Origin of the sequence: Aquisalimonas sp. 2447, assembly GCF_012044895.1 — a bacterium.
Classification (GTDB): domain Bacteria; phylum Pseudomonadota; class Gammaproteobacteria; order Nitrococcales; family Aquisalimonadaceae; genus Aquisalimonas.
Genome location: NZ_CP050695.1, coordinates 3,498,120 through 3,523,694 on the forward strand (window position 1 = coordinate 3,498,120; position 25,575 = coordinate 3,523,694).

General features: G+C 66.9%; 25 protein-coding genes. 11 read left to right on the plus strand and 14 right to left on the minus strand.

Going from position 1 to position 25,575, the window contains the following annotated elements; genetic code table 11:
• Positions 1 to 12: 12 nt before the first annotated feature.
• The 4 genes from KU884_RS16570 to rpe form a co-directional block, all read right to left on the minus strand.
• Positions 13 to 615: an aminodeoxychorismate/anthranilate synthase component II gene (locus KU884_RS16570; protein WP_167783651.1), complete on the minus strand. Its 603-nt coding sequence runs from the start codon at positions 613 to 615 to the stop codon at positions 13 to 15.
• Between the two features lie 10 nt (positions 616 to 625).
• Positions 626 to 2,113, minus strand: a complete 1,488-nt coding sequence (gene trpE / locus KU884_RS16575; RefSeq protein ID WP_167783652.1) for an anthranilate synthase component I — start codon at positions 2,111 to 2,113, stop codon at positions 626 to 628.
• A gap of 112 nt (positions 2,114 to 2,225) precedes the next feature.
• Positions 2,226 to 2,918, minus strand: coding sequence for a phosphoglycolate phosphatase (locus tag KU884_RS16580; RefSeq protein ID WP_371807942.1), 693 nt, complete (start codon positions 2,916 to 2,918; stop codon positions 2,226 to 2,228).
• Positions 2,915 to 3,589: a ribulose-phosphate 3-epimerase gene (gene rpe / locus KU884_RS16585; RefSeq protein WP_167783653.1), complete on the minus strand. Its 675-nt coding sequence runs from the start codon at positions 3,587 to 3,589 to the stop codon at positions 2,915 to 2,917. Before rpe ends, KU884_RS16580 begins: the two co-directional genes overlap by 4 nt.
• Before the next feature lie 223 nt (positions 3,590 to 3,812).
• Here rpe and KU884_RS16590 point away from each other — a divergent pair, with 223 nt between their 5' ends.
• Positions 3,813 to 4,223, plus strand: a complete 411-nt coding sequence (locus tag KU884_RS16590; protein ID WP_217351512.1) for a CopD family protein — start codon at positions 3,813 to 3,815, stop codon at positions 4,221 to 4,223.
• Positions 4,224 to 4,245: 22 nt separating this feature from the next.
• On the opposite strand, the gene djlA is transcribed toward KU884_RS16590, so the two are convergent.
• From djlA to KU884_RS16605, 3 genes are all read right to left on the minus strand, one after another.
• Complete coding sequence (djlA, locus tag KU884_RS16595; RefSeq protein ID WP_167783654.1) at positions 4,246 to 5,040, minus strand: co-chaperone DjlA; 795 nt, start codon at positions 5,038 to 5,040, stop codon at positions 4,246 to 4,248.
• A gap of 61 nt (positions 5,041 to 5,101) precedes the next feature.
• Positions 5,102 to 5,806 (minus strand): LuxR family transcriptional regulator, encoded by a 705-nt coding sequence (locus KU884_RS16600; protein WP_167783655.1) that lies wholly within the window; start codon positions 5,804 to 5,806, stop codon positions 5,102 to 5,104.
• Between the two features lie 65 nt (positions 5,807 to 5,871).
• Positions 5,872 to 6,486: a TetR/AcrR family transcriptional regulator gene (locus KU884_RS16605; protein WP_167783656.1), complete on the minus strand. Its 615-nt coding sequence runs from the start codon at positions 6,484 to 6,486 to the stop codon at positions 5,872 to 5,874.
• Positions 6,487 to 6,870: 384 nt separating this feature from the next.
• Here KU884_RS16605 and KU884_RS16610 point away from each other — a divergent pair, with 384 nt between their 5' ends.
• The 5 genes from KU884_RS16610 to sohB all read left to right on the plus strand — a co-directional run bounded on the left by KU884_RS16610 (position 6,871) and on the right by sohB (position 12,636).
• The gene (locus tag KU884_RS16610; RefSeq protein WP_167783657.1) at positions 6,871 to 8,190 is read left to right on the plus strand and encodes an NAD(P)/FAD-dependent oxidoreductase; all 1,320 of its coding nucleotides are present in this window, start codon (positions 6,871 to 6,873) and stop codon (positions 8,188 to 8,190) included.
• Positions 8,191 to 8,198: 8 nt separating this feature from the next.
• Positions 8,199 to 8,972: a DUF1365 domain-containing protein gene (locus KU884_RS16615; RefSeq protein ID WP_167783658.1), complete on the plus strand. Its 774-nt coding sequence runs from the start codon at positions 8,199 to 8,201 to the stop codon at positions 8,970 to 8,972.
• Positions 8,972 to 10,213 carry a cyclopropane-fatty-acyl-phospholipid synthase family protein gene (locus KU884_RS16620; protein WP_254432091.1) on the plus strand — a complete coding sequence of 414 codons (1,242 nt, stop codon included), beginning with the start codon at positions 8,972 to 8,974 and terminating at the stop codon, positions 10,211 to 10,213. Before KU884_RS16615 ends, KU884_RS16620 begins: the two co-directional genes overlap by 1 nt.
• Entirely contained in the window at positions 10,210 to 11,523 is a 1,314-nt protein-coding gene (locus tag KU884_RS16625; protein ID WP_167783659.1) for an MFS transporter, read from the plus strand. The genes KU884_RS16620 and KU884_RS16625 overlap by 4 nt, the downstream gene beginning before the upstream one ends.
• Positions 11,524 to 11,628: 105 nt before the next feature.
• Positions 11,629 to 12,636 carry a protease SohB gene (gene sohB / locus KU884_RS16630; RefSeq protein WP_167783660.1) on the plus strand — a complete coding sequence of 336 codons (1,008 nt, stop codon included), beginning with the start codon at positions 11,629 to 11,631 and terminating at the stop codon, positions 12,634 to 12,636.
• A gap of 16 nt (positions 12,637 to 12,652) precedes the next feature.
• On the opposite strand, the gene KU884_RS16635 is transcribed toward sohB, so the two are convergent.
• The 4 genes from KU884_RS16635 to KU884_RS16650 all read right to left on the minus strand — a co-directional run bounded on the left by KU884_RS16635 (position 12,653) and on the right by KU884_RS16650 (position 15,328).
• Positions 12,653 to 13,510 (minus strand): tetratricopeptide repeat protein, encoded by an 858-nt coding sequence (locus tag KU884_RS16635; protein ID WP_167783661.1) that lies wholly within the window; start codon positions 13,508 to 13,510, stop codon positions 12,653 to 12,655.
• Between the two features lie 2 nt (positions 13,511 to 13,512).
• Positions 13,513 to 14,289, minus strand: coding sequence for a hypothetical protein (locus tag KU884_RS16640; RefSeq protein WP_167783662.1), 777 nt, complete (start codon positions 14,287 to 14,289; stop codon positions 13,513 to 13,515).
• A gap of 14 nt (positions 14,290 to 14,303) precedes the next feature.
• Complete coding sequence (locus KU884_RS16645) at positions 14,304 to 14,792, minus strand: type VI secretion system tube protein Hcp (RefSeq protein WP_167783663.1); 489 nt, start codon at positions 14,790 to 14,792, stop codon at positions 14,304 to 14,306.
• Between the two features lie 299 nt (positions 14,793 to 15,091).
• Positions 15,092 to 15,328, minus strand: coding sequence for a sulfurtransferase TusA family protein (locus tag KU884_RS16650; RefSeq protein ID WP_167783664.1), 237 nt, complete (start codon positions 15,326 to 15,328; stop codon positions 15,092 to 15,094).
• Between the two features lie 113 nt (positions 15,329 to 15,441).
• Between KU884_RS16650 and KU884_RS16655 the strand changes: the two genes are divergently transcribed.
• Positions 15,442 to 15,612, plus strand: coding sequence for a hypothetical protein (locus KU884_RS16655; RefSeq protein WP_167783665.1), 171 nt, complete (start codon positions 15,442 to 15,444; stop codon positions 15,610 to 15,612).
• A gap of 39 nt (positions 15,613 to 15,651) precedes the next feature.
• Here the strand turns inward: KU884_RS16655 and KU884_RS16660 are convergent, their stop codons facing one another.
• On the minus strand, positions 15,652 to 16,542 hold the full coding sequence (locus KU884_RS16660; protein ID WP_254432092.1) for an alpha/beta fold hydrolase: 891 nt from the start codon (positions 16,540 to 16,542) through the stop codon (positions 15,652 to 15,654).
• Complete coding sequence (locus tag KU884_RS16665) at positions 16,535 to 17,281, minus strand: SDR family NAD(P)-dependent oxidoreductase (protein WP_254432093.1); 747 nt, start codon at positions 17,279 to 17,281, stop codon at positions 16,535 to 16,537. The genes KU884_RS16660 and KU884_RS16665 overlap by 8 nt, the downstream gene beginning before the upstream one ends.
• A gap of 201 nt (positions 17,282 to 17,482) precedes the next feature.
• Here KU884_RS16665 and KU884_RS16670 point away from each other — a divergent pair, with 201 nt between their 5' ends.
• From KU884_RS16670 to KU884_RS16685, 4 genes are all read left to right on the plus strand, one after another.
• Positions 17,483 to 19,387, plus strand: a complete 1,905-nt coding sequence (locus tag KU884_RS16670) for a propionyl-CoA synthetase (RefSeq protein WP_167783667.1) — start codon at positions 17,483 to 17,485, stop codon at positions 19,385 to 19,387.
• A 153-nt stretch (positions 19,388 to 19,540) separates the two neighbouring features.
• A complete protein-coding gene (locus tag KU884_RS16675; protein ID WP_167783668.1) occupies positions 19,541 to 22,240 on the plus strand; it encodes a bifunctional acetate--CoA ligase family protein/GNAT family N-acetyltransferase in 2,700 nt (899 codons plus the stop codon).
• Positions 22,241 to 22,338: 98 nt separating this feature from the next.
• Complete coding sequence (locus tag KU884_RS16680) at positions 22,339 to 23,892, plus strand: PAS domain-containing methyl-accepting chemotaxis protein (RefSeq protein ID WP_167783669.1); 1,554 nt, start codon at positions 22,339 to 22,341, stop codon at positions 23,890 to 23,892.
• 43 nt (positions 23,893 to 23,935) lie between these two features.
• Positions 23,936 to 24,484 carry a DUF2726 domain-containing protein gene (locus tag KU884_RS16685; protein ID WP_167783670.1) on the plus strand — a complete coding sequence of 183 codons (549 nt, stop codon included), beginning with the start codon at positions 23,936 to 23,938 and terminating at the stop codon, positions 24,482 to 24,484.
• 26 nt (positions 24,485 to 24,510) lie between these two features.
• Here KU884_RS16685 and KU884_RS16690 read toward each other — a convergent pair whose 3' ends face one another.
• Complete coding sequence (locus KU884_RS16690) at positions 24,511 to 25,464, minus strand: 2-hydroxyacid dehydrogenase (protein ID WP_167783671.1); 954 nt, start codon at positions 25,462 to 25,464, stop codon at positions 24,511 to 24,513.
• Between the last annotated feature and the right edge of the window lie 111 nt (positions 25,465 to 25,575).

Consider the following 25,575-nt stretch of genomic DNA (forward strand, 5'->3'; position numbering starts at 1 on the left):
GGTCTCCTGCGGTCATGCCGCCTTGCCGGTGGGCGAGGTGCGGTCAAGAAAGTTCTTCAGCAGTGCATGCCCGTGGTCGGTGAGGATGGACTCCGGATGGAATTGCACCCCCTCCACGTCGAGTTCACGGTGGCGCAGGCCCATGATCTCTTCCACGGCGCCGTCGTCCGCCTCGGTCCAGGCGGTGACCTCCAGGCAGTCCGGCAGACGCTGCTTGTCCACCACCAGGGAGTGGTAGCGGGTCGCCGTCATGGGGTTGGGCAGCCCGGTGAACACGCCGATATCGTGGTGATGCACCTCGGAGGTCTTGCCGTGCATCACCTGACCGGCGTGCACCACGTGGCCACCGAAGGCCTGGCCGATGGCCTGGTGACCGAGGCACACGCCCAACAGGGGAATCCGCCCGGCGAAGCGCTCCACCACCGCCAGGGAGATGCCCGCCTCGTTGGGCGTGCAAGGCCCCGGGGAGAGCACGATCTGCGCCGGTGCCAGGCGCGCGATGGTATCCAGGTCGACGGCGTCGTTGCGGTAGACCTGCACCTCCGCCCCCAACTCGCCCAGGTACTGCACCAGGTTGTAGGTGAAGGAGTCGTAGTTGTCGATCATCAGCAGCATGGCGGCATCCTCACTCGTCCAGCCCGCGTTCGGCCATGGCCACGGCGCGGATCAGGGCCCGGCCCTTGTTCAGGGTTTCCTCCCACTCGGCGCTGGGCACCGAATCCGCCACCACGCCGGCGCCGGCCTGGACGTGCACCTGGCCGTCCTTGATCAGCGCCGTACGAATGGCGATGGCGGTATCCATGTTGCCGGACCAGGACCAGTAGCCCACCGCCCCGGAATACAGGCCCCGGCGCGACGGCTCCATTTCGTCGATGATCTCCATGGCGCGGATCTTGGGCGCACCGCTGAGCGTGCCCGCCGGGAATGTGGCCCGAAGCACGTCCATGGGGCTCAGCTCCGGGCGCAGCCGGGCGCTGACGTTGGAGACGATATGCATGACGTGGGAGTATCGCTCGATGGTCATCTGGTCGGTGACCTCGACGGTGCCGGTCTCGGCGATGCGGCCCACGTCGTTGCGGCCCAGGTCAATGAGCATCAGGTGCTCGGCGCGCTCCTTGGGATCCGCCAGCAGTTCTTCTTCCAGCGCCTGGTCCTCGGCCTCGCTGGCACCGCGCTTGCGAGTGCCAGCCAGAGGGCGGACGGTGACCTCACCCTCTTCCACCCGCACCAGGATCTCCGGCGAGGAGCCCGCCACGTACATGTCCCCCAGATTCAGGAAATACATGTACGGCGACGGGTTGGTGCAGCGAAGCGCCCGGTACAGATCCAGCGGCGCGGCCTTATAGTCGGTGCTCATGCGCTGGGACGGCACCACCTGCATGGCGTCACCGTCGACGATGTAGCGCTTGATCCGCTCCACGGCGCCTTCGAAGTCCTCCCGCGACGTCTCGAAGCGGAAATCGTCCTCGGTAACCTCGCGCCGCTGGTGGTCCGGGCGGTAGTCCGTGGCCGCTGAACGCAGGGTCCGGACCAGGCTTTCGAGACGCGCCTGGGCCTGCTCCCACGCGTCCGGGGCGTCGGCCTCGGCGTGGACGACGAGATACAAGCGACCGGCCAGATTGTCGAACACCAACACCTCGTCCGCCACCATGAGCATGATGTCCGGCATGTCCAGAGTGTCCGGATTGACGCAGTCGGCCAGGCGCGGCTCGATATAGCGGATGGTGTCGTAGCCGAAATAGCCCACCAGACCACCGGTGAAGCGCGGCATCTGCGGAAACCCTGGAGGCGCCGGCACGGCGTGGCGCCCGTGGAACGCCTCCAGCCAGGCCAGCGGGTCCTCCGGGCGCGCCTCTTCGGTCAACTCACCGTCGCGCTCCACGGTGATGTGGCCCTGGCGCACACGAAGCACGGTGCGGCACGGCAGCCCGATAATGGAGTAGCGCCCCCATTTCTCGCCGCCCTGGACGGACTCCAGCAGGAAGGAATACGGCCCGTCGGCGAGCTTGAGATAGGTGCTCAGGGGGGTGTCGAGGTCGGCGAGCACTTCGCGGATCACCGGGATGCGGTTGTAACCCCGGTCAACGAGTTCCTGGAATTGGTCCTTGTTCATGGATGATCACCATCGGCCAACGGTTGAACGAATCACGCAACAGTCACGGGCGCTGTTCAGCCCCGCCATCGTGTGTCGCCCAGCCATGCCTGATGGAGCGATGGTGTCATGGTCATGATCCCGTTTCGCGGTCACCGACGGTCAGCAACCGGTGTAAGTCGTCCATGCTATCAACAATTGCGTCCGGCGCCATGGCCGCCACATCCTCGCCTTGACTGTAGCCATAGGGCACACAGACGACAAACGTGCCTGCGTTGCGGCCGGCGTCCACATCCGCCCGGGAATCCCCCACCATGATGGTGGAGGCAGGTGTGGCGCCCAGCGCGGCGATGGCGTGGTGCACCGGTGCCGGGTCCGGCTTGCGTACCGGCAGCGTGTCACCCCCGACGACCACCGGGAAATAGGCGCCCAGCCCCATTTCTTCCAGTAGCCGGCGCGCCAGGGCCTCGGGCTTGTTGGTGACACAGGCCAGACCATACCCGTCGGCCTGCAACCGGTCCAGCCCGGCCCGCGTGCCCGGGTAGAGCACGCTGTGATCGCTAAGGCGCTCGCCGTAGTAGTCCAGGAACGCCGCCAGGGCGTGCTCGATTTCCGCCTCGGTGGGTTCGCCATCGCCCTGGCCGTCGAGCGCACGCATGACAAGTCGCCGGGCACCGTTGCCCACCCATTGACGCACCCGGGCCTCGCCGGCGGGCCCACGGCCGGCAACGGCGAGCATGCGATCCACTGCCACCGCCATGTCCGGCGCGCTGTCCACCAGCGTGCCGTCCAGGTCGAACAGCAGGGCCCGGATTCCCTTGATCACTGCCCCACCTGCTCCAGTTCCCGGCGCATGGCACCGATCACCCGGGTGTAGTCATCCTTGCCGAAAATGGCCGACCCGGCGACAAAGGTATCGGCACCAGCCTCGGCAACAGTGCGGATGTTCTCCGTCTTGATGCCGCCGTCCACCTCCAGGCGGATATCACGGCCGCTGGCATCGATCAGGGCCCGGGCCTCGCGCAGCTTGTCCAGGGTTCCCGGGATGAAGGACTGGCCGCCGAAACCGGGGTTCACGGACATGAGCAGCACCATATCCACTTTATCCATGACGTACTTGAGAACATCCAGCGGCGTGGCCGGGTTGAACACCAACCCGCTGCGGCAGCCCTGATCGCGCACGAGTTGCAGACTGCGATCCACGTGCTCCGTGGCTTCGGGATGGAAGGTGATCCAGTCGGCGCCGGCGGCGGCGAAGTCGGGGATGATGCGATCCACCGGTTTGATCATCAGGTGCACGTCGATCTCCGCTGTGACGCCGTGGTTGCGCAACGCCTGACAGATCATGGGGCCGATGGTGAGATTGGGGACGTAGTGATTATCCATGACGTCGAAGTGGACCATATCCGCGCCGGCGGCGAGCACGGCATCGACTTCCGCGCCCAGGCACGCGAAGTCGGCGGAGAGGATGGATGGTGCGATGCGGTAGTCAGTCATGGACGCCCCTGCGTATTCGGCTCCGCAACTTTACCGAAAGCGGGCCGGTGGAGCCACCGCAAGGATGCCGGCCACGGTCCGGCACTGCTACACTCCACACGCCTCAACGAAACACTGAACTCAGTGCTTCTTTACCCGAAACACTCGTTGCCAGAGGGATCGCCAAGTGATCAGCATTGCCAGCCTGCTGCATGTCCTGTTCGCCGTCATCTGGGTCGGCGGCATGTTCTTCGCCTACGTCATCCTGCGCCCGGCGGCCGCCAACGTCCTCGAGGCGCCGGAACGCCTGATGCTGTGGCGGCGCGTGCTGGCGAAGTTCTTCGTCTGGGTCTGGAAGTCCGTGGTCATCGTGCTGCTCAGCGGCTACTGGCTTGGCTTCGCCGTGTTCAGCGGCATGGATGCCTGGCCCACCCACGTCCACGTGATGCACGGGCTCGGGCTGATCATGGCATTGCTGTTCCTCCTGGTGTTTTTCCTGCCCTTCCGGCAGTTGCGCAAGGCGGTGGACGCCCAGGACTGGGAACACGGCGCCCGGGCGCTGGCCAACGTCCGGCGCCTGGTCGCGCTGAACCTGGTCATTGGCGTGATCGTGGTGGTGGTGGCCAGCGGCGGCCGCTTCGGCATGCTGGGCTGACGGGGAAGCGCTGACCGCTGCGTCAGAAGCCCTTCTGGCGGCGGATCTCGTCGTAGGCGCGCCGCGCCGCGTGGGTACGGTTGGCGCCGGCGCGTATCTCTTCCTCGGAGCAGCCCCGCGCCTGCAACCGATCCGGGTGATGGCGACTGATCAGCTTGCGGTAGGCCATGCGGATCTGCTCCGGCGTGGCACTCTCCGCCACGCCCAGCACCCGGAACGGGCTCCGGGGCATGGCACGCACCTCGGTGCTGCCCCGCTGGCCGCGGATGAGCCGTCGCAACTCGCTGTCGTTGAAGCCGAGGCGTCGGGCAATGCGCTGGAGCACGGCGTACTGATGGCCTGACGCCGGCCCGTCCGCCTGAGCCACGGCAACCTGATACTCGAGAAAGGCCTGCAACAGGTCGTCATCCCCCTCGCAGGCGCGGTGCAGTCGCTTCAACACCCAGGCCAGGGGAAAATCCCGACGCTTGCCTCGCCCGAACAAGGCAATGGCATCGCCCCGCAACTCATCGTCGATCTCCAGAACGCGGAAGACCTCCCGCGCCACCCTGATCTCGGCCTCACTGACACGGCCATCCGCTTTCGCCACATGGCCCAATACCGCGCAGGCGGCGGTGAGATAGTGGCGCTGCTCCGGATCCGGCAATTCATCACGCCACCGACGACCGGACACCAGCCAGCGGCGCGCGACAATGTCGCCCGCGTACCCGGCCAGCAGTCCCGCCACGGCGCCCGGAGCCCCGAACGCGACGGCGCCGGCGATGGCTCCGGCAAGGCGTCCCGCGGCCCCGGTCAGACGTTCCTGAATCTGTTGCACGGGTCTCCCTGTGATGACAGCCAAAGGATCCTGACCCGAGAGCCCGTGGAAGCCAGCACGGTCAGTGCTCCGGCATGGACACGGCCCGGGGCTCCACGACGCCCAGCGCCACCGCGCGCGCCACGGCCTGCTGCCGGGTACTGGCGCCAAGCTTGCCCACGGCGTTGCTGAGATGAAAGACCACGGTCCGCTCGGCAATACCGAGGCGCAATGCGATTGCCGGCGCACTGCACCCCTCGGCGCACCATAGCAGGCACTCTCGCTCACGGGGCGTGAGCCCTGCCGAGGGATCCGCGCAGACCATGCGTGAGGCGGCATCCTTGAGCCAGGCGCCAGCAAGCATGGCTTGCGGCGCAATGCCTCGAAGCCGCGAATGGGTCTCACGGTCGTCGCGCCCGGTGCCCAACGACAGGATCGCAAACTCGCCCTGCACACCTCGAAAGCCGCAGCTCACACCGTTGCGCAGGCCGAGGGCACGAATCGCTTCCACGTAGCGCGCCGGGGCCGTACCACGCCTGGCCCGGGCGAACGCCTCGTGCCAGAACACCGGCGCCGCCTGCTCGTAGCACTGCAACAGCACCGGATCCGTGTGCAAGCCGTCCATGCGCTCATAGAGTGCCCGAAACCCCTGGGGATAGTCGTCCATCACGATCAGATCGGGATCCACGAACGAGGTGGGCAGGCGCAAGCCAAGGCAGTAGTAGTCCAGTGACAGGGCCTCCCGGACCCGCTTGCAGGCAGCCCCGAGCTCTCCCAGTGTCTCCATCCGGCCCGATTCCCTGCGCAGCGCTGCAAGCCACCCACTTTCCATACATGCTTCCCGCCAGTCCGTCAGGCACCCATTGCTGCGACGGGTTTGCGGGCCACGCGCTCCCGGGGTAACCCGAGTTCGGAACGCAGCTGCTCCACCACACCCTGGAACGTCGTACTGCCACCGACACGGGCGACCTGCAGGCCGCCCTGCAGTGCGGTAAGCACGGACAGCGCCTTGCCGGCAGCCGATCCGCTATAGGTCATCACCCCCTGCGCCGCGCCCTCCTCCAGGGTGCGTGTCATCCACGCCAGCAACTCGCCCAGGAAGACTTCCGTCTCCCGGCGCATGGCCTCCGGAATACCTGCGTGCTCGACACCCACCACACCCAATGGACACACCTTGCCCTCGCGGAGATAGCGCTCCTCGAGATCACAGAACGCCTCCAGCCGGGCCACCGGGTCCAGCCCCTGCGTGGCGAGCTGATCGGTCCACCAGGTGAAGTTCGCCCGGTAGCGGCGAATCAGGGCCACGCCCAGGTCCGTCTTGGATGGAAAGTGATAGTGGATAGCGGCATTCTTCACGCCCAGTTGGGCCGCGATGTGCTGATAGCTGAAACCACCGAAGCCATTACGCTGGAGCAGCTCGCCGGCTGCATCAAGAATGCGCTTGCGGGTGCCTTGCCGCCCTCTCAAGCCGTAACCTCCACGGGATAACTGCCAGTAACTGTAGAGCTACAGGATACGACACTAGTGTCCTGTCCCAGAAGTGCGCTGTATTTTGCCTGACCTCTGGGCGGCTGAGGCAAGGCCATCGGGCCGAAGGCGTAGCGTCACTACGGCGAGGGCCGATAACGCCGGCTCAGCCGCCCAGAGGCAGGCCCTGCGGGAGCGCCTGTGCGGCGCTCAAAATACAGCGCACTTCTGGGACAGGACACTAGGCCACCACCGGTCATCGGCGCATCCGGAAGCGCGTTACAGCCGTACTGGATACCACGGACCTCAATGCACCCTTTCCGAGGGCTGGCATAGCGCCCAAGGTACTGTACAATACTGGTACAACTATTGAATGGAATAAACATGAACGGATCCCGTATTGCGGTTGTCGGTGGTGGCATCAGCGGTCTCGGCGCGGCCTGGCTGTTGAGTCGTCGCCACAGTGTCACGCTGTTCGAAGGCAACGATTACGTGGGCGGCCACAGCCGCACGCGGGACGTACCCGGCCGCGATGGCCCGGTGCCGGTGGATACCGGCTTCATCGTGTATAACGAACGCAACTACCCACACCTGAGCAGCCTGTTCCGTCAGCTGGACGTGCCCACCCGGGACAGTGACATGTCTTTCGCCTTCCGCTCCGCCGACGGCGGACTGGAATGGGCCGGCGACAGCGTGAACAAGCTCTTCGCCCAGCGGCGCAATCTGTTGAGCCCCTCGTTCCTGCGCATGGTGGGCGACATCCTGCGGTTCAATCGGCGGGCCCGTCGGTTCCTGGCGGATGACAGCACCGGCGAGCCGTCCCTGGGCGAGTTTCTGGACGCCATGAACGCCTCCAGTGAGCTGCGGCAGCAATACCTTCTGCCCATGGCCGCGGCCATCTGGTCCTGCCCACCCCAGGACATGCTTGCCTTCCCGGCGCGACGCTTCCTGCAGTTCTTCCACAACCACGGCCTGCTGGACGTGGCCAACCGCCCGCAGTGGCGCACGGTAGCCGGTGGCGCGCGGGAATACGTGCGGCGCATGCTCCCCGGCATCACCGGCGGCTACCACACCCGCACGCCGGTACGGCGGATCAGCCGGGTCAAGGAGGGCGTGGAACTGTTCGGCGATGATGGCCTCCTCGGTCGCTTCGACCAGGTGGTCGTCGGTGCTCACGCCGACCAGACACTGGCCATGCTCGAGCAGCCCAGCTACTGGGAAGAGCGCCTGCTGTCCGCCTTCCGCTATCAGGAGAATATCGGCTGGCTGCACAGTGATCCGCAGCTCATGCCCCGGCTTCGCCGCGTCTGGGCAAGCTGGAATTACCAGGCTGGCGCCCAGCAGCAGCCGGCATCGGTGACATACTGGATGAACCGGCTGCAGGGCCTGGACGGCGTCGGCGACGTTTTCGTCAGCCTGAACCCCGAGTCGCCCCCCGACGAGAGCCTTGTCTACGAGCGCGCAGTCTACGATCACCCGGTCTTTGATGGCGCGGCGGTGCGCGCTCAGGGCATGATGGAGCAGATTCAGGGGCGGGACCGCATCTGGTTCTGTGGCAGCTATCTGGGCTATGGTTTCCATGAGGATGGCCTGCGCTCGGCGGTCAACGTCGCCGGGCGACTCGGGGTGCGGCCGGCGTGGCTTGACCCCGAACCGGTGACACAGGGCGGGTTATTCGGTTCGCCCATCGTTGCAACGGGGTAGGAACGACCATGAACGACGCCACGGAACAGGCTGCCCTGTACACCGGATCAGTGATGCACCGTCGCCATGGCGCCCATCCGCTGCGCTTTCGCTACCGGCTGTTCAGCCTGCTGCTGGACCTGGATGCCATCGACACCACGGCAAAGCGGCTGCGCCTGTTCTCCCGCAACAGGTTCAATCTGTTCAGCTTTTACGACCGCGACCACGGCCCGAAGGACGGCTCACCGTTGCGCCCCTGGATCGACGACGTGCTTGCCCGCGCCGGCATAGTGCTGGAAGGCGGGCGAGTGAAGCTGTTGTGCATGCCCCGGGTGCTGGGCTACGGCTTCAACCCGCTGAGCCTGTGGTACTGCTACCACGCTGACGGCATGTTGCGGGCCGTCCTCTGTGAGGTGCGCAACACCTTCGGCGAGTGGCACGGCTACCTGCTGCACCGACACGGCAGGGCCCTGACTGCCCCGCTCCGCTCCCGGGCCACGAAAGTCTTCCACGTATCCCCGTTCTTCCCCGTCTCGGGGGAGTATCGATTCCGGCTACTGCCGGCGGGTGACACCTTCGTGACCGCCATCCAGTACCTAGACGGTGGCCAGCTGCAGCTAACGGCCGTCCAGCACGGCCAGCGCCGCCCACTCAACGACAGCGAGCTGTTGCGTGCGGGCTGGCGCTACCCATTCATGACCCTGTGGGTCATGATCTCAATCCACTGGCAGGCGCTGAAGCTCTGGCGACGCGGTGCCAGCTTTCACCGCAAACCTTCTCCACCGCAGGAGGACGTCACCTGATGACGTGGGAAAAGTCCATGGCGCAGTCCGGCTCCGGCCTGTCCGGTTTCACCGGGCGCTACTTTGCCCGGGTCCTGGGCCGACTGCAGCACGGCACGCTGGACGTGGAGTTTCCCGACGGCGGCCAACAGCGCTTCTGCGGCGACGACAGCGCCCATGCGGATCTGCGCGTCCAGCGCCCGTGGCGGCTGCTGTGGCGGCTGCTCTCCCAGGGCCATCTGGGCATGGCCGAAGGGTATCTGGCCGGCGACTGGGACACGGGTGACCTGTCGGCACTGTTGCAGCTGATGTTCATGAACGAGGCAGCGCTGGCCCGGGCATCGCGCCCCAGCACCATCACCACGACCCTGGGGCGTCTGCGCCATCGCCTGCGCAGCAACACGCCCCGGGGTAGCCGGCGCAACATTGCCGCGCACTACGACCTTGGCAACGCTTTCTACAGTCAGTGGCTGGACCCCAGCATGACCTACTCCAGCGCCCTGTTCGGTGAAGCCGAAACGCCGGAGACGGACCGTTGGCCGCTGGAGAAGGCGCAGGAGCAGAAGTACCGCCGCATGCTGTCGCTGCTGGAGGCGCGACCGGGGGACCACATCCTGGAGATCGGCTGTGGCTGGGGCGGATTCGGCCGCGAAGCAGCGGCACAGGGGCACCGGGTCACCGGACTGACCCTCTCCCGGGAACAGCTTCAGTGGGCCCGGGAGGCCGCCGGTAACACCGGCCTGGACGGCTCGGTGGACTACGTGTTCCGGGACTACCGGAACGAGACGCAACAGTACGATCACGTCGCCTCCATCGAGATGTTCGAGGCCGTGGGCGAGCAATACTGGCCGGCCTACTTCCGGCAACTGGCCCACTGCCTGAAGCCCGGTGGGCGCGCTGCCCTGCAGGTGATCACCATCGATGAAGCCGCCTTCGCCACCTACCGGCGCAACCCGGATTTCATCCAGCTCTACATTTTCCCCGGCGGCATGTTGCCCACGACCCGGCACCTGACCGAACTGGCCAACGATGCCGGCCTGACCCTGCGGCACATGGATGCCTTCGGCCTCCACTACGCCGAGACGCTGCGGCTTTGGCATGAACGCTTCCTGGCCTGCTGGTCGGGCATCAAGGCACTCGGCTACGACGACCACTTCATGCGCATGTGGCGGTACTACCTGAGCTACTGCGAGGTGGGCTTCCGCATGGGCCGCATCAACCTGATGCAGCTCGCCCTGGAACGCCCGGAGGCGCCGGCTTGAGACCCATCTCCCGCAGCCGGGTGCTGCTCTACGGGCTGCCCGGCCTGCCCCTGGCCATCCTCGGCATTCCCCTCTACGTCTACCTGCCGCCGTTCTACGCGGAGCAGCTCGGCGTCGGTGCCGTGGGCGCGCTGCTGCTGGCCGCGCGCCTCTGGGACGTGGTCACCGACCCGGTGGTGGGTGGTCTGGGCGACCGTCTACGGGTGGGGTTCGGGCGCCGCAAGACGCTGATTCTCATCGGTGTGCCGTTCCTCATGTTCGGAGTGGATCAGCTGTTTCGGCCACCGGGCGACGCCGGCATGCAGCACCTGCTGCTGTGGAGTTTCATCACCTATCTCGCCTGGACCGTGGTGGCGCTGCCCTACATGGCGTGGGGTGCGGAGCTGAGCCGGGATTACCACCAGCGCTCCAGCATCACCGGCAGCCGCGAGGGCTTCGTGCTGGCGGGCATGCTCATCGCCATCGTCCTGCCCGCCATCACCCTCACCGACCCCGAGGCCTCGGCCGGCGCCGCCCTGGAGCAGCTGGCGTGGCTGCTGTGGCTGACGCTCCCGGCAACGGTGCTGATCACCCTGATCGCGGTACCGGAGCCGCGCCACGTGCTGCCCGCCGTGCCCTGGCGAGAAGGAGTCCGGCTGCTGCGGGAGAATCGCCCGTTCTTCCGGCTGCTCATTGCCTACATCATGAACGGCCTGGCCAACGCCCTGCCAGCCACACTGTTCCTGCTGTTCGCGGACCACGTGCTGCAGGCGGAGGGCCAGGCGGGCATCATGCTGGTGGTGTACTTCCTGGCCGGGCTGGGTGGCATCCCCCTGTGGTTGTGGCTGGCGCGCCGCATTGGCAAGCACCGGACGTGGGCGTTGTCCATGCTCTGGGCGGCGGGGATCTTCGCCTGGGTTCCCCTGCTGGGGCCGGGGGACGCGTGGCTGTTCATCATCATCTGCCTGCTCTCGGGGCTCAGCCTGGGCATCGACATGGCCCTGCCCTCATCCATGCAGGCAGACCTGGTGGACCTGGACACCGCCCGCGGCGGCGGCCAGCGTACGGGGCTCTACTTCGGCCTCTGGGGCATGGCCACGAAACTGGCCCTGGCCCTGGCGGTGGGGCTTGCCTATCCGCTGCTGGCGCTGGCGGGTTTCGAGGCGGGCAGCAGTGACCCGGACGGTGTCTGGGCATTGTCCTTGCTGTACGGGCTGGCACCGATCCCGTTCAAGCTGGCGGCGGTGTGGCTGGTGTGGCACTTCCCGGTGGACCAGACGGTGCAGCACCGCACCGTGGAGGACGTGGAGGCCCGCGAGCAGCACGCCTGACGGTTCCGGTTGGCCACGCGGGGCTGTACGCTGCACGCAATCCCCGGTCCGGCGTTGCGTCGCCGCCTGGCCGGGGCAGCACTGCCATCACCCCCGGGAGGAGGCATGGAGTTCATCTACGACTTCGGGCTGTTTCTCAGCAAGGCGGTCACGCTGGTGATCGCGGTTCTGGTCGTGGCGGCGGGCATTGCCGCCCTGGCCGGTCGCGACCGCGAGCAGGGCCGCGAATCCCTGCGGGTGCGCAAGCTCAACCACCGCTACCGGGACATGCGGCGCACCCTGAATCACGCCATCCTGGACCGCAAGGTGCTGCGCCGACTGAAGCGGTCCGAGAAGACGGACAGGAAACAGCGGAAAAAGCAGCAGGCCGCGGACGATACCGATCCCGGTCGCGTCTATGTGCTGCGGTTCGAGGGTGACATCCGCGCCTCGCGGGTGGAGAACCTGCGCGAGGAGGTCACCGCGGTGCTCACCCTGGCACGGCCGGAAAAAGATGAAGTCATCCTCTGCCTGGAAAGTCCCGGCGGCCTGGTGCACAGCTACGGGCTGGCGGCGTCCCAACTGGCGCGGCTGCGGGAGCGTGGCATTACCCTCACCGCGGCGGTGGACCGCGTGGCCGCCAGTGGCGGCTATCTCATGGCCTGCGTGGCCGATCGCATCGTCGCCGCACCGTTCGCCGTGCTGGGCTCCATCGGCGTCGTCGCCCAGCTGCCGAACTTTCACCGCTTCCTCAAACGCCACGATGTCGACGTGGAGCTTCACACCGCCGGCGAGCACAAGCGCACCATCACCACCCTGGGCGAGAACACCCACGCCGGCCGCCGCAAGTTCCAGCACGAACTCGAGGAAACCCATGGTTTGTTCAAGCGCTTCGTCCACCGCTACCGGCCGTCACTGGAGCTGGACCGGGTCGCCAACGGCGATCACTGGTACGGCGAGCAGGCCATCGAGCTGAACCTGGTGGACGCCCTGCAGACCAGCGATGATCTGCTCATGGCCAAGGCCGAGGAGGCGGACGTATTCGAGGTCACCTACCGGCGCAAGCAGCCCATGAGCAAGCGCATCACCCTGGGCATCGAGACGGTGCTGGAGCGGGTGTTGCGGGGACACTAGTGTCCCGTCCCGCAGCTCACTCCTGCGCGGCGTTCGAGTGGACCCAGGACCCTTCCGGGGCGTGCTCGGGGCGGCGGTACATGACCGCGTTCCATGGCACATGCAGCTGGAACTCGAGGAGGTCGTCGGGGCGCTCGACCTCGTAACCCATAGTCTCGAGCCAGTCATAGGCATGGCGAACACCGGCCTCGGCAGCCGAACGCAGGTACGTCTCCGCGAGCTCCCGGTTCCGGAGCCCGCTGTGCAGCCGTCCCAGCAGGTAGTCCGCCAACGGGTAGTCCATCTCGCTGGCCGCCTCAAGGAGCTCACGGGCACGTTCATAGTCGGCCGGGCGGTCAGAATCATGGCCCAGAAGATAGCCGAGCCGGCCCACATACCGCCCCAGCTCCGCCATCGCCACAGGGTCCCCCATCGCCGCGGCACGCTCGTAGATGTCGAGCATGGCCTGCTCGTCATCATTGCGCCTGTACTCCATCAAGCCCAGGGCCGTGAGCGCCTTGATGCTGCCCTTCTCGGCGCCCTCGCGGAGACGGTCGTGGACTTGGTCGCGAAGAAAAAGTGACCGGAACTGAATACGTGCCCAGTAGAAAAACATGTCGGGGTGATGTTCACCCCAGATCAGCACGCCTGAGCACGCCACTTCCTGCCACCTGTTCGAGTCGCGCGCCTCCCGACTGTCTCCGAGATCCGGATACGCAATACAGAAGGCTGTTTTCTCCTCGATATCAAGGTCCAGGACATCACCGAAATCATCAATACCATCCCCGACAGGCCTCGCTTGCAGACTCGAGACTGACAACGCAAGACCAATGGCGAAAACGAGAAACACAGCGAACGGCCGGCGGGCAATCCTGATCGACCCGACCTCCATCACCCTCATAGATCCAGCGCCTCCTGCCATTCGGCGCAGAGTTCCTTGTCGAGATAGACGAAAAGGCCGGGTTGCTGCCGCATCAACAACGTTATATTTTCAAGACGACCGACCGCATCCGAAGCAAGTTTTTCGATCCGCACCGCCTTGGCCTTTGCGTTCTCGCGCTCATCCTTCTGCGCTGCTGCTTGGGCGTCATACGCCCAGGCGCGATCGTGTGAGATCTTTTCTGCAATTCTCCGGGACTTCTCCGGATTGGGAACCCGAATCCGCGAGCGTTCAAGTTGCTGAACGTGTTGCAAATGGTCGCGTTGCTCATCACGCCGCCTCCGCGACTCTTCGATATCGGCATCCAGACGCATTACTACTTCACTCACCACGGCCTCAGAGACCTCGACCTGCTGCCTGATCTCCGCTATCACCCCCTCCAGCGTTTCAAGCTCCGCCAAACGCTCGTATTGGTCGCAGGTGGCACGCCTGGCGCCGAAGGGTAAGTTATCCCCGTAACGCTCAAGATTCGCCTCGATCTCCGTGTACGCCCTGTGGTAATCCTTAGCTGCTTCGTGCAGTGCCTCGATGATTCCCAGCCGGTAGTCCATGGCTGAAGAGGAACCTGCCAATTGCTCGGTGAGATAGGAGTCGACCTTTTCGCTGACCGACGCACCGGCACCAAGAACGCCGGCGCCTTTCACAAGGCCCTTGGCGATCGGCGAAGATGCTCTTTTGGCCGCCGCGTTCGCAAGAGATTTAACGACCGGCCCGAAAAATAGTTTGGCTGCCATAAAGATCCCTCTCCTTAAATTCGGCGATTGTTCGTGCTATCGAAACCCACCACCTGTGGCGGCAATACCCTGCCGTCGGCGTCCTGGCCGACGTATTTCAACTCCCAGGCGGTGAAGCTGATGCGTAGCGTCTCCACCGGGCGGGCGTGACCCCGGCTGCGGGCGCGCACCGCGTACTCGCTGATCAGGGCGTTGTGGAGCACGTACTCGGCAAACGGCTCGGCGCCGGCACCGTCTCCCGTCCGGGTGAGGTGAATGCGGATGGTTTGTCCGCGCCCGCAGCAGGCGCCGAGCACCAGGGCGGGCGTTGCGCGGTCACTGGTGCCGCGGAGTATGAGCTCCTGCAGCTCGGTGTTGCTGGCTTCGCGCCCGCCACGCCGACCCGTGGGCGATGTCACCCCGCGGGTCGCGCCGAACGCGATCTTCTCGATGGGTAACCATCCGAAGTACCCGGCGTCTGCAGCCGCGCCATGGATATCGGGTACTTCCATGGAAATGGACATGGGTTCCGCTCTCCCTGCTGGACATGTCTGTCCAGCCAGGTGCTGCGGGAGAGGGCGTTGTCAATCGCGACTGACGTCGCTCCTACGGGGCCGGGAGGGGTTGGTGTGGTCCTTCCCTGGTCCGTCGCCGGGCGATCCCCGGCACGCCCTCTCCGTGGGCAGTTGCTGGCTGGTGAGTATCAAGATAGGTCAGGAAGGAGTGGCGTGCAAGGCGCGCGGGACCACGGAGATGGCGCATCAAGATGCACCCTTCGGAGAACAGGCAACCGCGTCGTTGCGCTTCTCCAATGCCAACCTCTCTAGTCGCCTTTCTCCACAAGGAAGTAGTAGACCCCGTCGGCGTCCCAGTACTCCACCATGCGGTTGGCGGTTTTCTCGGTGAAGGCGAGGAAGTCCACCACCGAGTGGGGATCGGTGGCCAGCACCCGCAGCACCTGGCCCGTGTCCATGCGGACCAGCTCGCGCTTGGTGCGCAGAATCGGCAACGGGCAGTCCAGGCCGGTGACGTCGAGTTCGCGGTCGTGGTGTGCTGTCATGTCTGCCAGTCGGGGTCGGGCTTGGCGAACCGGGCGAGCGCGCAGGATAACACGGGCTGCCGGGAGATCGGTTATACTCGGCGCCGGTTTTCAACACATCGACGAGGTCGCCGATGAGCGAAAAGGATCAGGACAACAGGAAGGATCTCGACCCGCGCTCCTACACGGACAAGCAGGTCCTGGAGGAGCACTCCCGGGAACAGGTGGAGCGCTGGCGCCGGGAGGCGTTCGAGAAGCATCGGCGCTGGATGGACGTGATGAAGAACGATTACGGCAAGAGCTGACACCCGCACCGACGGTCCGGCACCCCTGCCATCGGGAGGTCAGTCCGCAGCATCGAAAAACGGCTCCAGAACGGCTGCCAGCGCCTCGGGTTGATCGTGATGGATCATGTGGCCGGCGGCGTCGATGCGCACTTCCTCGGCACCGATGATCCCGCGCCGCCGGGCCAGTTCCTCCTCACCGCCGAACCAGGACACGGTGCGCGAGTCATTGCCCACCACCCAGAGCGCCGACGCGGTGATGCATTGCCAGCACGCTTCGGCTTCGGCGAGCCGGTAGAGCACCGGATTGCGCCGTTTGTGGCCGGGGTCGGCGCGTAACTGCCAGCCATCACCGTGCGGGCGCAGCCAGGCGCCGGCGACGAACAGGGCACGGTCCACCGTGAGATGGGGATGCCGCTGCTGCAACCGTTGGGCGAACGCCTCCAGGGACTCCGGTTCGTGCAGTTCGGGCGGCGCGTGCCACTGGTCCAGCCAGCGGGCATAGTTATCCGGGGCTTCCTCCGGCTCCCGGGTGCGGGCACCGAACCCCTCCACCAGGGCCAGCCGGCGGATCCGCTGCGGGCGTACCCCGGCGTACAGCCCGGCGACGTTGCCGCCCATGCTGTGCCCCACGAGATCCACCGGCTCGTCGCCGGCGACGTGGTCCAGCAACCCATCCAGGTCCGCCAGGTAGTCCGGGAAGTAATACCCCCCCGGCACCCACTGGGAGCCCCCGAACCCCCGCCAGTCGGGCGCAACGATGCGACGCTCCCGCGCCAGGGCATCCACCAGGAACTGCCAGGTCTGCCCGGTATCCATCCAGCCATGCAGCAGGACCAGCGGCCGGCCCGTGGCCGGGCCCCAGCACCAGAGCCGGTGGCGCACACCGCGCAGACACAGGTCCTCCGCCCGCGGCACCCGCCGGGGCACGTACATCTGCGTGTCAGCCACCCCACCGCTCCCGGTGGGCCGGCTCGGTAAAGGACCACTCGTCGGCACTGAACTGCTCGCCGTCCACGTCCAGCAGCAGCCAGGCGGTGAAGCGGGCGACGTCGGCCGGGTCTTCCAGCTGGCCGGTGGCGTGCAGATCCATGAAGCGCTGGACCATGGGGAAGCGCTCCGGCGGCTGCTCGCGGATCAGCGCCTGCATGGGCGTGTCCACCACGCCGGGCCGCAGACTGCCGACGGCAATATCGCGGTCGGCGAGTTCCTGGCGCAGCACCTGATAGACCATGAACAGAGCGGCCTTGCCGGCACAGTAACTGCCCCAGCCCGGGTAGCCCTGGTGCGCGGCACCCGAGGACATGTGCAGCACCCGTCCACCCTGCAGGTTGGACAGTAGCCCCTGGGTGAGAAACAGCGGCGCCTCCACGTTGACGGCCTGGGCCTGGCGCCAGTCGTCCAGCAGCACGCCGGCCAGCGGACCGATGGGTTCCAGCATGCCGGCGTTGTGGACAATGCCGGCCAGGGGGCCGTCACCCACGGCGGCGATCACGTCGGCGCGACCCTCCGGCGTGGCGAGATCCGCCGGAACCCGGCTGATGCGCTTCGGATCCAGGGCGCAGGTCTTGTCCAGGGGTTCCCTGCGTCGGCCCACGGCAATGACCTCGACGTCCCGCCGCGCGAGTTCCTGACAGATCGACCGACCCAGGCCGCTGCCGCCTCCGGTAACAATGATGCGTTGTGTCACGCGTGCCTCCCGGCTGTTCATGAGCTTTCGTGATGGTACGTTACGGATAGTACTAAACTAGGGAAACGCTGCGTAATTCCCGCACGCCTCATCGCGTCACGCCATCGCTCCGTACCGGTGGCGCACACGAGGCGACATAACAATACGGGCCAATACCCGGCCGACAACCACCGAACAATCCCTGCCCAGGAGGAGAAACCAATGAGCTACGCGTCCGTCTACCAGCGCTCCATCACTGACCCGGAAGGCTTCTGGCGGGACCAGGCGGCGGAACTGGACTGGTTCAGCCCACCCACCGACATCGTGGGCCAGGACGATCAGGGACTGTACCGGTGGTTCCGCGGTGGCGAACTGAACATGGCGCACCTGGCGCTGGATTACCACGTCAACCAGGGTCGCGGTGACCAGCTCGCCATAATTCACGACTCGCCGGTGACGGACAGTCAGCAGCGCTATACCTACCGTGAACTCCGTGACGCCGTTGCCACCTGCGCCGGCGCGCTGCGCGAGCTGGGGGTTACCAAGGGTGACCGGGTGGTGATCTACATGCCCATGATCCCCGAGGCATTGATCAGCATGCTCGCCTGCGCCCGCCTGGGCGCCATCCATGCGGTGGTCTTCGGCGGCTTCGCGCCCCACGAGCTGGCGGTGCGTATCGACGACGCCAAGCCAAGGGCATTGCTCACCGCCAGCTGCGGCATGGAGTTCGCCAAGGTCATTCCGTACAAGCCGCTGGTGGACGAGGCCATCCGGCAGGCCGAACACAAGCCCGGGGCGGTGGTGGTGAAGGCCCGCCCCCAGGCCGAGGCGGAACTGCAGGCCGACCGCGACAACGACTGGGATCGGCTGATGGCCGGCGCCAGCCCGGCCGACCCGGTACCGGTGGAGGCAACCCATCCGCTGTACATCCTGCACACCTCCGGCACCACCGGCAAACCCAAGGGCGTGATGCGCGACACCGGCGGCTACGCGGTGGCGCTGAACTTCAGCCTGGGCGCCATCTACGACCTCCACCCCGGCGAGGTGTTCTGGACCGCTTCCGACGTGGGCTGGGTGGTGGGCCATTCCTACATCGTCTACGGCCCGCTGGTGCGTGGGCTCACCTCGGTGGTCTACGAGGGCAAACCGGTGAGGACACCGGACGCCGGCGCCTTCTGGCGGGTCATCTCGGAACACCGGGTAAAGACCTTCTTCACCGCGCCCACCGCTTTCCGTGCGGTGAAGAAGGAGGACCCGGAAGCGCGCCACATGGCAGACTACGACCTGAGCTGCCTGAAAACGCTGTTCCTGGCCGGTGAACGCCTGGATCCGCCCACCTACGACTGGCTCAAGGGGATCAGCGACGGTCGCCCGGTGATCGACCACTGGTGGCAGACGGAGACCGGCTGGCCCATTGCGTCCAATCCCATGGGCCTGGAGCCACATCCGGAGAAACCCGGCTCCGCCACCTTCCCCAGCCCCGGCTATCAGGTGGAAATCCTCGACCCCATGGGCGAGCCGCTGGGGCGCGGCGAGCAGGGCCACATCGCCATCCGCCTGCCCCTGCCCCCGGGCTGCCTGCCCACCCTGTGGAACGACGATGCGCGCTTCCGCTCGTCCTATCTGGAGCGCTTCCCCGGCTACTACGACACCTCCGACGGTGGCTACATCGACGAGGACGGCTACCTGTTCGTCATGGGCCGCATGGACGATGTCATCAACGTTGCCGGGCATCGGCTCTCCACCGGCGAGATGGAAGAGATCATCGGCGGCCACGAGGCCGTCGCGGAATGCGCAGTGGTGGGCATCGCCGACGAGATGAAGGGGGAAATGCCCATCGGCTTCGTGGTCCTCAAGGACGGCGCCGAGCTGGATCACGCCACCCTGGAGCAGGACCTGGTGGACATGGTCCGGCGCAACATCGGCGCCTTTGCCTGCCTGCGCCAGGTGGCCATCGTGCAGAAGCTGCCGAAGACCCGCTCGGGCAAGATCCTGCGCAAGAGCATCCGCCAGCTATCCACGGAGTCCGACGTGCCGGTGCCGTCCACCATCGACGACCCCGGCAGCCTGGACGAGATCCGCAGCGCCATGGAGCAACACGGCATGGGACAACAACGACAACGTTGATCCGGATGGCTCGCAATGACGGCGTTTACCGCGTGTCCCCGGGACGGGTGATACCCATCCGGCGTCGTGCCATCATGGTCCGGCGCCGGTACCACGGCGCCCGGTGCGGTTTCCGCACCGGGCACTGAAAGGATTCCTGCGGGGACTGCGAGCATGGGCACACATTACCTGGAGCGGTTCTTCCAGCCCCGGAGCATTGCCGTTATCGGTGCCAGCGAAACCCCCGGCTCGGTGGGTGCGCAGGTGCTGGACAACCTGGTCGACGGCAGCTTCCGGGGCACCATCCTGCCAGTCAACCCGCACCACCGCAGGGTGCGCGAGCTGCCCTGCGTCTCCAGGGTGCAGGCGCTGGCGGAGACCCCGGACCTGGCGGTGATCTGCGTCCCCCCGCGGGCGATTCACCAGGTGGTGGAGGACTGCGGCCGCAAGGGGGTCAGGGCAGCGCTGATCCTGGCCGCCGGCCTGGGCGAGCCAGGCACCGGGGTCAAGCGGGTGGAGCAGTCGGTGATGATGACGGCCCGCCGCCACGGCATCCGGATCATCGGTCCGGACTGGGTGGGCCTGATGCGCCCGCACCTGGGCCTGAACGCCACCTTCTCCCGTAGCCATGCGCTTCCTGGTCAACTCGCGCTGGTCTCCCAGTCCGGCGCGCTCACTTCGGCGGTGCTGGACTGGGCCGACAGCCGCCGCATCGGCTTCTCCGCTGTCTGCTCCCTGGGCGACACCACCGACGTGGACTACGGCGACGTGCTGGACTATCTGGCGCTGGACCCGGATACCCGCAGCATTCTGCTGTACGTGGAGACCATCACCGACGCACGGCGGTTCATGAGCGGCCTGCGCGCCGCCGCCCGGCTGAAGCCGGTGATTGTCATGAAAGTGGGGCGACAGCAGGCCAGCCATCGCGCCACCAGCTCCCACACCGGCGCCCTGGTAGGCGCTGATGACGCCTTCGACGCCGCCCTGGGCCGCGCCGGCGCGGTCCGCGTCCCCACCGTCGGGCAACTCTTTGCCGCCGCCGAGCTGCTGGCCGCCGGGCGGCGTCTGCGGGGGGACCGCATCGCCGTGATCACAAACGGCGGTGGCCCCGGCATCATCGCCACGGACCTGATTGCCGAGCGGGAGCTGCAGCTGTCGGAGCTCAGTGCCGCCACCCTGGACACGCTGAACGAGCATCTCCCGGCGCGATGGCCGGGTGACAACCCGGTGGATATTCTCGGCGACGCCGACGCCGAGCGTTTCCGCAACAGTGTCAGCACCTGCCTGGCCGATCAGGGCGTTGACGGCGCCCTGGTGATCCTCACGCCGCAGGCGCGCACGGAGCCGGAGGCCACGGCACAGGCGCTGTGCGAGCTGGACACGCGGCGCAAGCCGGTGCTGGCCTGCTGGATGGGCGGCACACGCATCCGCAGCGCCCGCGAACAGTTCACCAGCGCCGGTTTTCCCAACTTCGCGACCCCGGAGAACGCCGCCGAGGCACTGTCGGCACTCTCCCGCTACCGGCGCAGCCAGTCCCTGCTCATGCAGGTTCCCGATGCCTCCAGTGCCCGCAGTGAGCCGGACATGGCGACGGCCCAGGGCATCATCGACGCCGCCCTGGCGGCAGGGCAGACCCGGCTCACGCCCTGGCAGTCCAAGTCCATCCTCGAGGCCTTCGAGATCCCTGTCAGCACGACGGTTGTGGCGCGCTCCGCCGCGGAAGCCCGCGCGGCCGCGGAGCGGCTCGGGCTGCCGGTGGCGGTAAAGATCAACTCGCCGGCCATCACCCACAAACGGGCCGTGGACGGTGTGCGCCTGAACGTGCTCAGCGGCGACGCGGTGGAGCAGGCCTACGCCGACATCCTGGCGGCGGTGCGGCGGGCGCGGCCGGACGTGGAGCCGGACGGCGTCTCGGTGGAGCCCATGCACACCCCCCGCCACGGCCACGAGGTCATGCTCGGGGTGGTGCGTGATCCGGTGTTCGGCCCGGTGATCAGCTTCGGCTCCGGCGGCTCCATGGTGGAGGTGATCCGCGACCGCGCCGTGTCGCTGCCGCCGCTGAACGACTTTCTAGCCCGGGACCTCATGGTGCGCACCCGCGTGGGGCGGCACCTGCGCCTGAGCGAGGACAGCCGCCTGCGCCGGGAGTTCGAGCACGCCCTGCTGCGGCTCTCGGATCTGGTGTGCTCGCTGCCCCGGGTCACCGACGTGGACATCAACCCGGTCATTGCCGACCCCGACAGCGGCGTCATCGCGGTGGACGCCCGGGTGCACATCCGCGACAGCGTCGGTGATGGCTACAGCCACATGGCGATCATGCCCTATCCGCGCCACCTCACCCGCACGGAAACCCTGCCCGACGGCACCCGGGTGCTGCTGCGCCCCATCCGGCCGGAGGACGCGGCCATGGAAGAGGCGTTCATCGAGGGGCTGTCGGCACGCTCGCGCTACTACCGCTTCATGGACCACATGGGCCAGGTCACGTTGCCCATGCTGGTGCGCTTCACTCAGATCGACTACCACCGGGAGATGGCGCTGGTGGCCGTGGATGAATCCGGCCAGGAAACCCGGCAGGTGGGGGTCGCCCGCTACGTGGTCAACCCGGACGGGCGCAGCTGCGAGTTCGCCATCGCCGTGGCCGACGACTGGCAGGGCAAGGGGCTTGGCCGTCGGCTGATGGAGCGGCTCATGGAAACGGCCCGCGATCACGGCCTGGAGCGTATCGAAGGCCAGGTGCTCTCGGCCAACCGCGGCATGCTGCGACTGATGGAACGCCTGGGTTTCAGCCGCCAGCGCGTTCCCGGAGACTACAGCGTCATGCAGGTGGAGCGCGCCCTCGAAGGACACGAGCGCCCCGCCCAAGACTACCCCTAAAGTAATACCTTTATTTGTCGACACCTTCACAGCAGTGCCAGGCGCCCCCCTGTAGCCTGCGCGCCTTTCCGTGCAGAACCAAAGGTTGTAGAACGCGCATGCGGAAGAATCTGCCAGTCACGGGCCGTGAACAACGCTTCGACGCCGACAAGCGGCTGATCAGCACCACCGATGCCAAGGGTGTCATCCAGTACGTCAATGACGACTTCTGCGCGGTGGCCGGCTTCCGGCGTGACGAACTCATCGGCCAGGCGCACAACATCATCCGGCATCCGGACATGCCGCCGGCGGTGTTCCAGGATTTCTGGGACACCCTCAAGGCCGGCCGCCCCTGGATGGGCATCGTCAAGAACCGCTGCAAGAACGGTGACCATTACTGGGTGAACGCCTATGTGGCACCCGTGTTCGAGCATGGTCGGCAGGTGGGCTTCCAGTCCGTGCGTACGGCACCGGATAATGATGACGTCCGCCGTGCGGAGCGCCTGTATCAGCAATTCTGGAAAGGCCGGCGGCACCGCCGGCGGTTCTTGCCCGGGCTGCGCGGGCGCATCGCCGCGGCGACGACGGTCGGCGTCCTCGGGGGCTTCGGCGCGGGCAGCCTCGGAGGCACCGCCGGCGCAGCAACAGCCATGGTCGTGCTGGCTGTGGCCGGCGCCAGCGCTGTGTTGGCGGCAGGACGCCTGCACCGTGTGCGGCAACGGGCCGGCGCCCTGTTCGACAATCGCGTTGCCAGGCGGGTCTACGGGGGTGCCGACGACGATGCCGCTCAATTGCTCCTGGAGGTCAAGCTCTACCAGGCCCGGGAGCGGACGCTTCTGGGCCGGATCGGCGACCTGGCCGATCAACTCCGGGACGCGGCGGCCACCTCCGAGCAGGCCGCCGAGCGCAGCGGCGGCGCGATCCAGAGCCAGCAGGAGGAGCTCACCCAGGTGGCCACGGCCATGAACCAGATGTCCGCCACCGTCGCCGAGGTCTCCCGCAACACCAGCCACGCCGCCTCGCGGTCGGAAGACGCCCGTTCCCGGGCGCAGGAGTTCCACGGCCTGGTCCGGGACGCCGACAATGCCATGAACGGCCTCGGCACCGAGACCCGCGACGCAGGCACGGCAATGCAACTGCTTCTGCAGCGCACTGAAGGCATTCAGACCATTCTCGACACCATCCGCGGCATCGCCGAACAGACCAACCTGCTGGCACTCAACGCGGCCATCGAGGCGGCGCGGGCCGGCGACAGCGGTCGCGGCTTCTCGGTAGTCGCCGACGAGGTGCGACAGCTCTCCCGGCGCACCGGCGAGGCCACCGCAGACATCGAAAGTGTCCTCGGTGAAATCAGGACCAGTGCCCGCCAGGCGGCCACCGCCATGGAGCGGGGCCAGACGTCCAGCGAACAGGTGCAGGCGATGACCCGGGATGCGGCCGACGCCGTGGAAGGCGTCCTGGCGGCGGTGGCGGAAATCGCCGACATGAGTCACCAGATCGCCAGCAGTACCGAGCAGCAATCGGCCACGGCGGAGCAGATCAACCAGAACGTCAACACCATCAGCCACGGCCTGGCGCAGACCAGTGAGACAGCCGCCACGGTCGCGGAGACCACCGAGACCCTGACCCGCATGACGGCGGATCTGGGGGATCTGGTCAGACAGTTCCGTTGAGAGTACCGTGCGCAGGATCCAAAGCCAGTGATCGCCCGCCGCCATGGACTTTGCCATCCTGCTCCCAGCCACCGTCACCGTCCTGCTGGTCCTGCTGGCGTTCTTCGTCTGGGTGTCGCGACGACGCCAACGCACGCCGGCCATCAGCGTGCGCCCCAGACCCGTGCTGACCGGGGCTCACCGGCGATTGTACGAAACCCTGCAGGCGGGCCTGCCCAATCACCGCGTACTGGCGCGGGTTCCCTTCAGCGCCTTCCTGGAACCCCGCGGCAAACCACCGCTGGTGCTGGGCGACCAGATCGCGGACTTCCTGGTCTGCGACAGCCAGTTGCGCGTGGTCGCGGTGGCAGAGCTGACGGACGGCCGCCAGCACAGTGAGCGGGATGTCCTGCTACGGGACGCCGCCCTCCCCCTGGTGCGCTGGACAGCAGATGCCCTCCCCGTTGCCAGCGAGGTCCGTGAAACCATCCGCGACCTGGAATCCCTGCGCGCCATGAGCGAACACGTGGATGACGACAGCGCTGACCACGGCGCAGGCGACCCGCCGGACACCGCCCCGATGCAGGGCGACCGGCGCGAGCCGCGCCTCTGACCTAGTGTCCTGTCCCGGACAGGACACTAGACAACGCGCCGCAGATCCTCGCCTCGCCGGTAGGCGCTGACATTCTCGGTGAGCTGCTCGACGATGCGCTGCCGCGCCTCGCGGCTTCCCCACGCGGAATGCGGGGTAACGATCAGGTTGGGAATGCTGTCGTCCAGCAACACGTTGCCCTCCCTCGGCGGCTCCGCCGTGAGCACGTCAAACCCGGCGCCACCCAGTCGTCCGGCGCGCAGGGCCTCCGCCAGGGCCTGCTCGTCCACCAACCCGCCGCGGGCAGTATTGATAACGAAGGCGTGGGGCTGCATGGCGGCCAGTTCCCGGGCACCGATGAGCCCACGGGTGGCATCCGTGAGCGGACAGTGCAGGGACAGCACATCCACCTGCGGCAGCAGCTCATCCAGGGGCACGCGGTCCGGTTCCGGTGCGCCGCCGGGGCGCTGCGCCACCAGCACTTCCATGCCCAGGACCCGGGCTAGCTCGGCCACGCGGCCACCCAGGGTGCCCAGGCCCACCAGCCCGAGGGTGCGCCCGGCCAGTTCCACGATGGGATAGTCCAGCAGACAGAACTGGGTGCTGCGGCCCCAGTCACCGCGCATGGCCGCCCGGTGGTAGTCGAACATGCGCGTGGCCAGGGACAGCATCAGGCCGATGGTGTGCTGAGCCACGGAATCCGTACCATACCCGCGGCAGTTCGCCACGGCGATGCCCGCCTCGCGGCAGGCGTCCACGTCCACGTTGTTGACGCCGGTGGCCGCCACGCAGATCAGTTTCAGATCCGGCAGCCGCTGGACCACGGCGCGGTCCAGGACCACCTTGTTGACCACAGCGATATCGGCATCCGCCAGACGCTCCGCCACCTGCTCGGGGCTGGTACGCTGATGGCTGACGAAGCTGTCCACCGCGCCTTCCAGCGCGGCCATCTTCAGGTCGTTCCGATCCAGGGATTCCCGATCCAGGAATACTGCTTTCACCGTCGTCTCCCCCGTGGTTGTGCGCGCGCCACAAGCACGCAGCTCAGGGCGAGTCTAGCAGCCACCGTGGCCGCCGCGCGCCGACATTTCCTCCCGTGGCCGGGCTTCGGT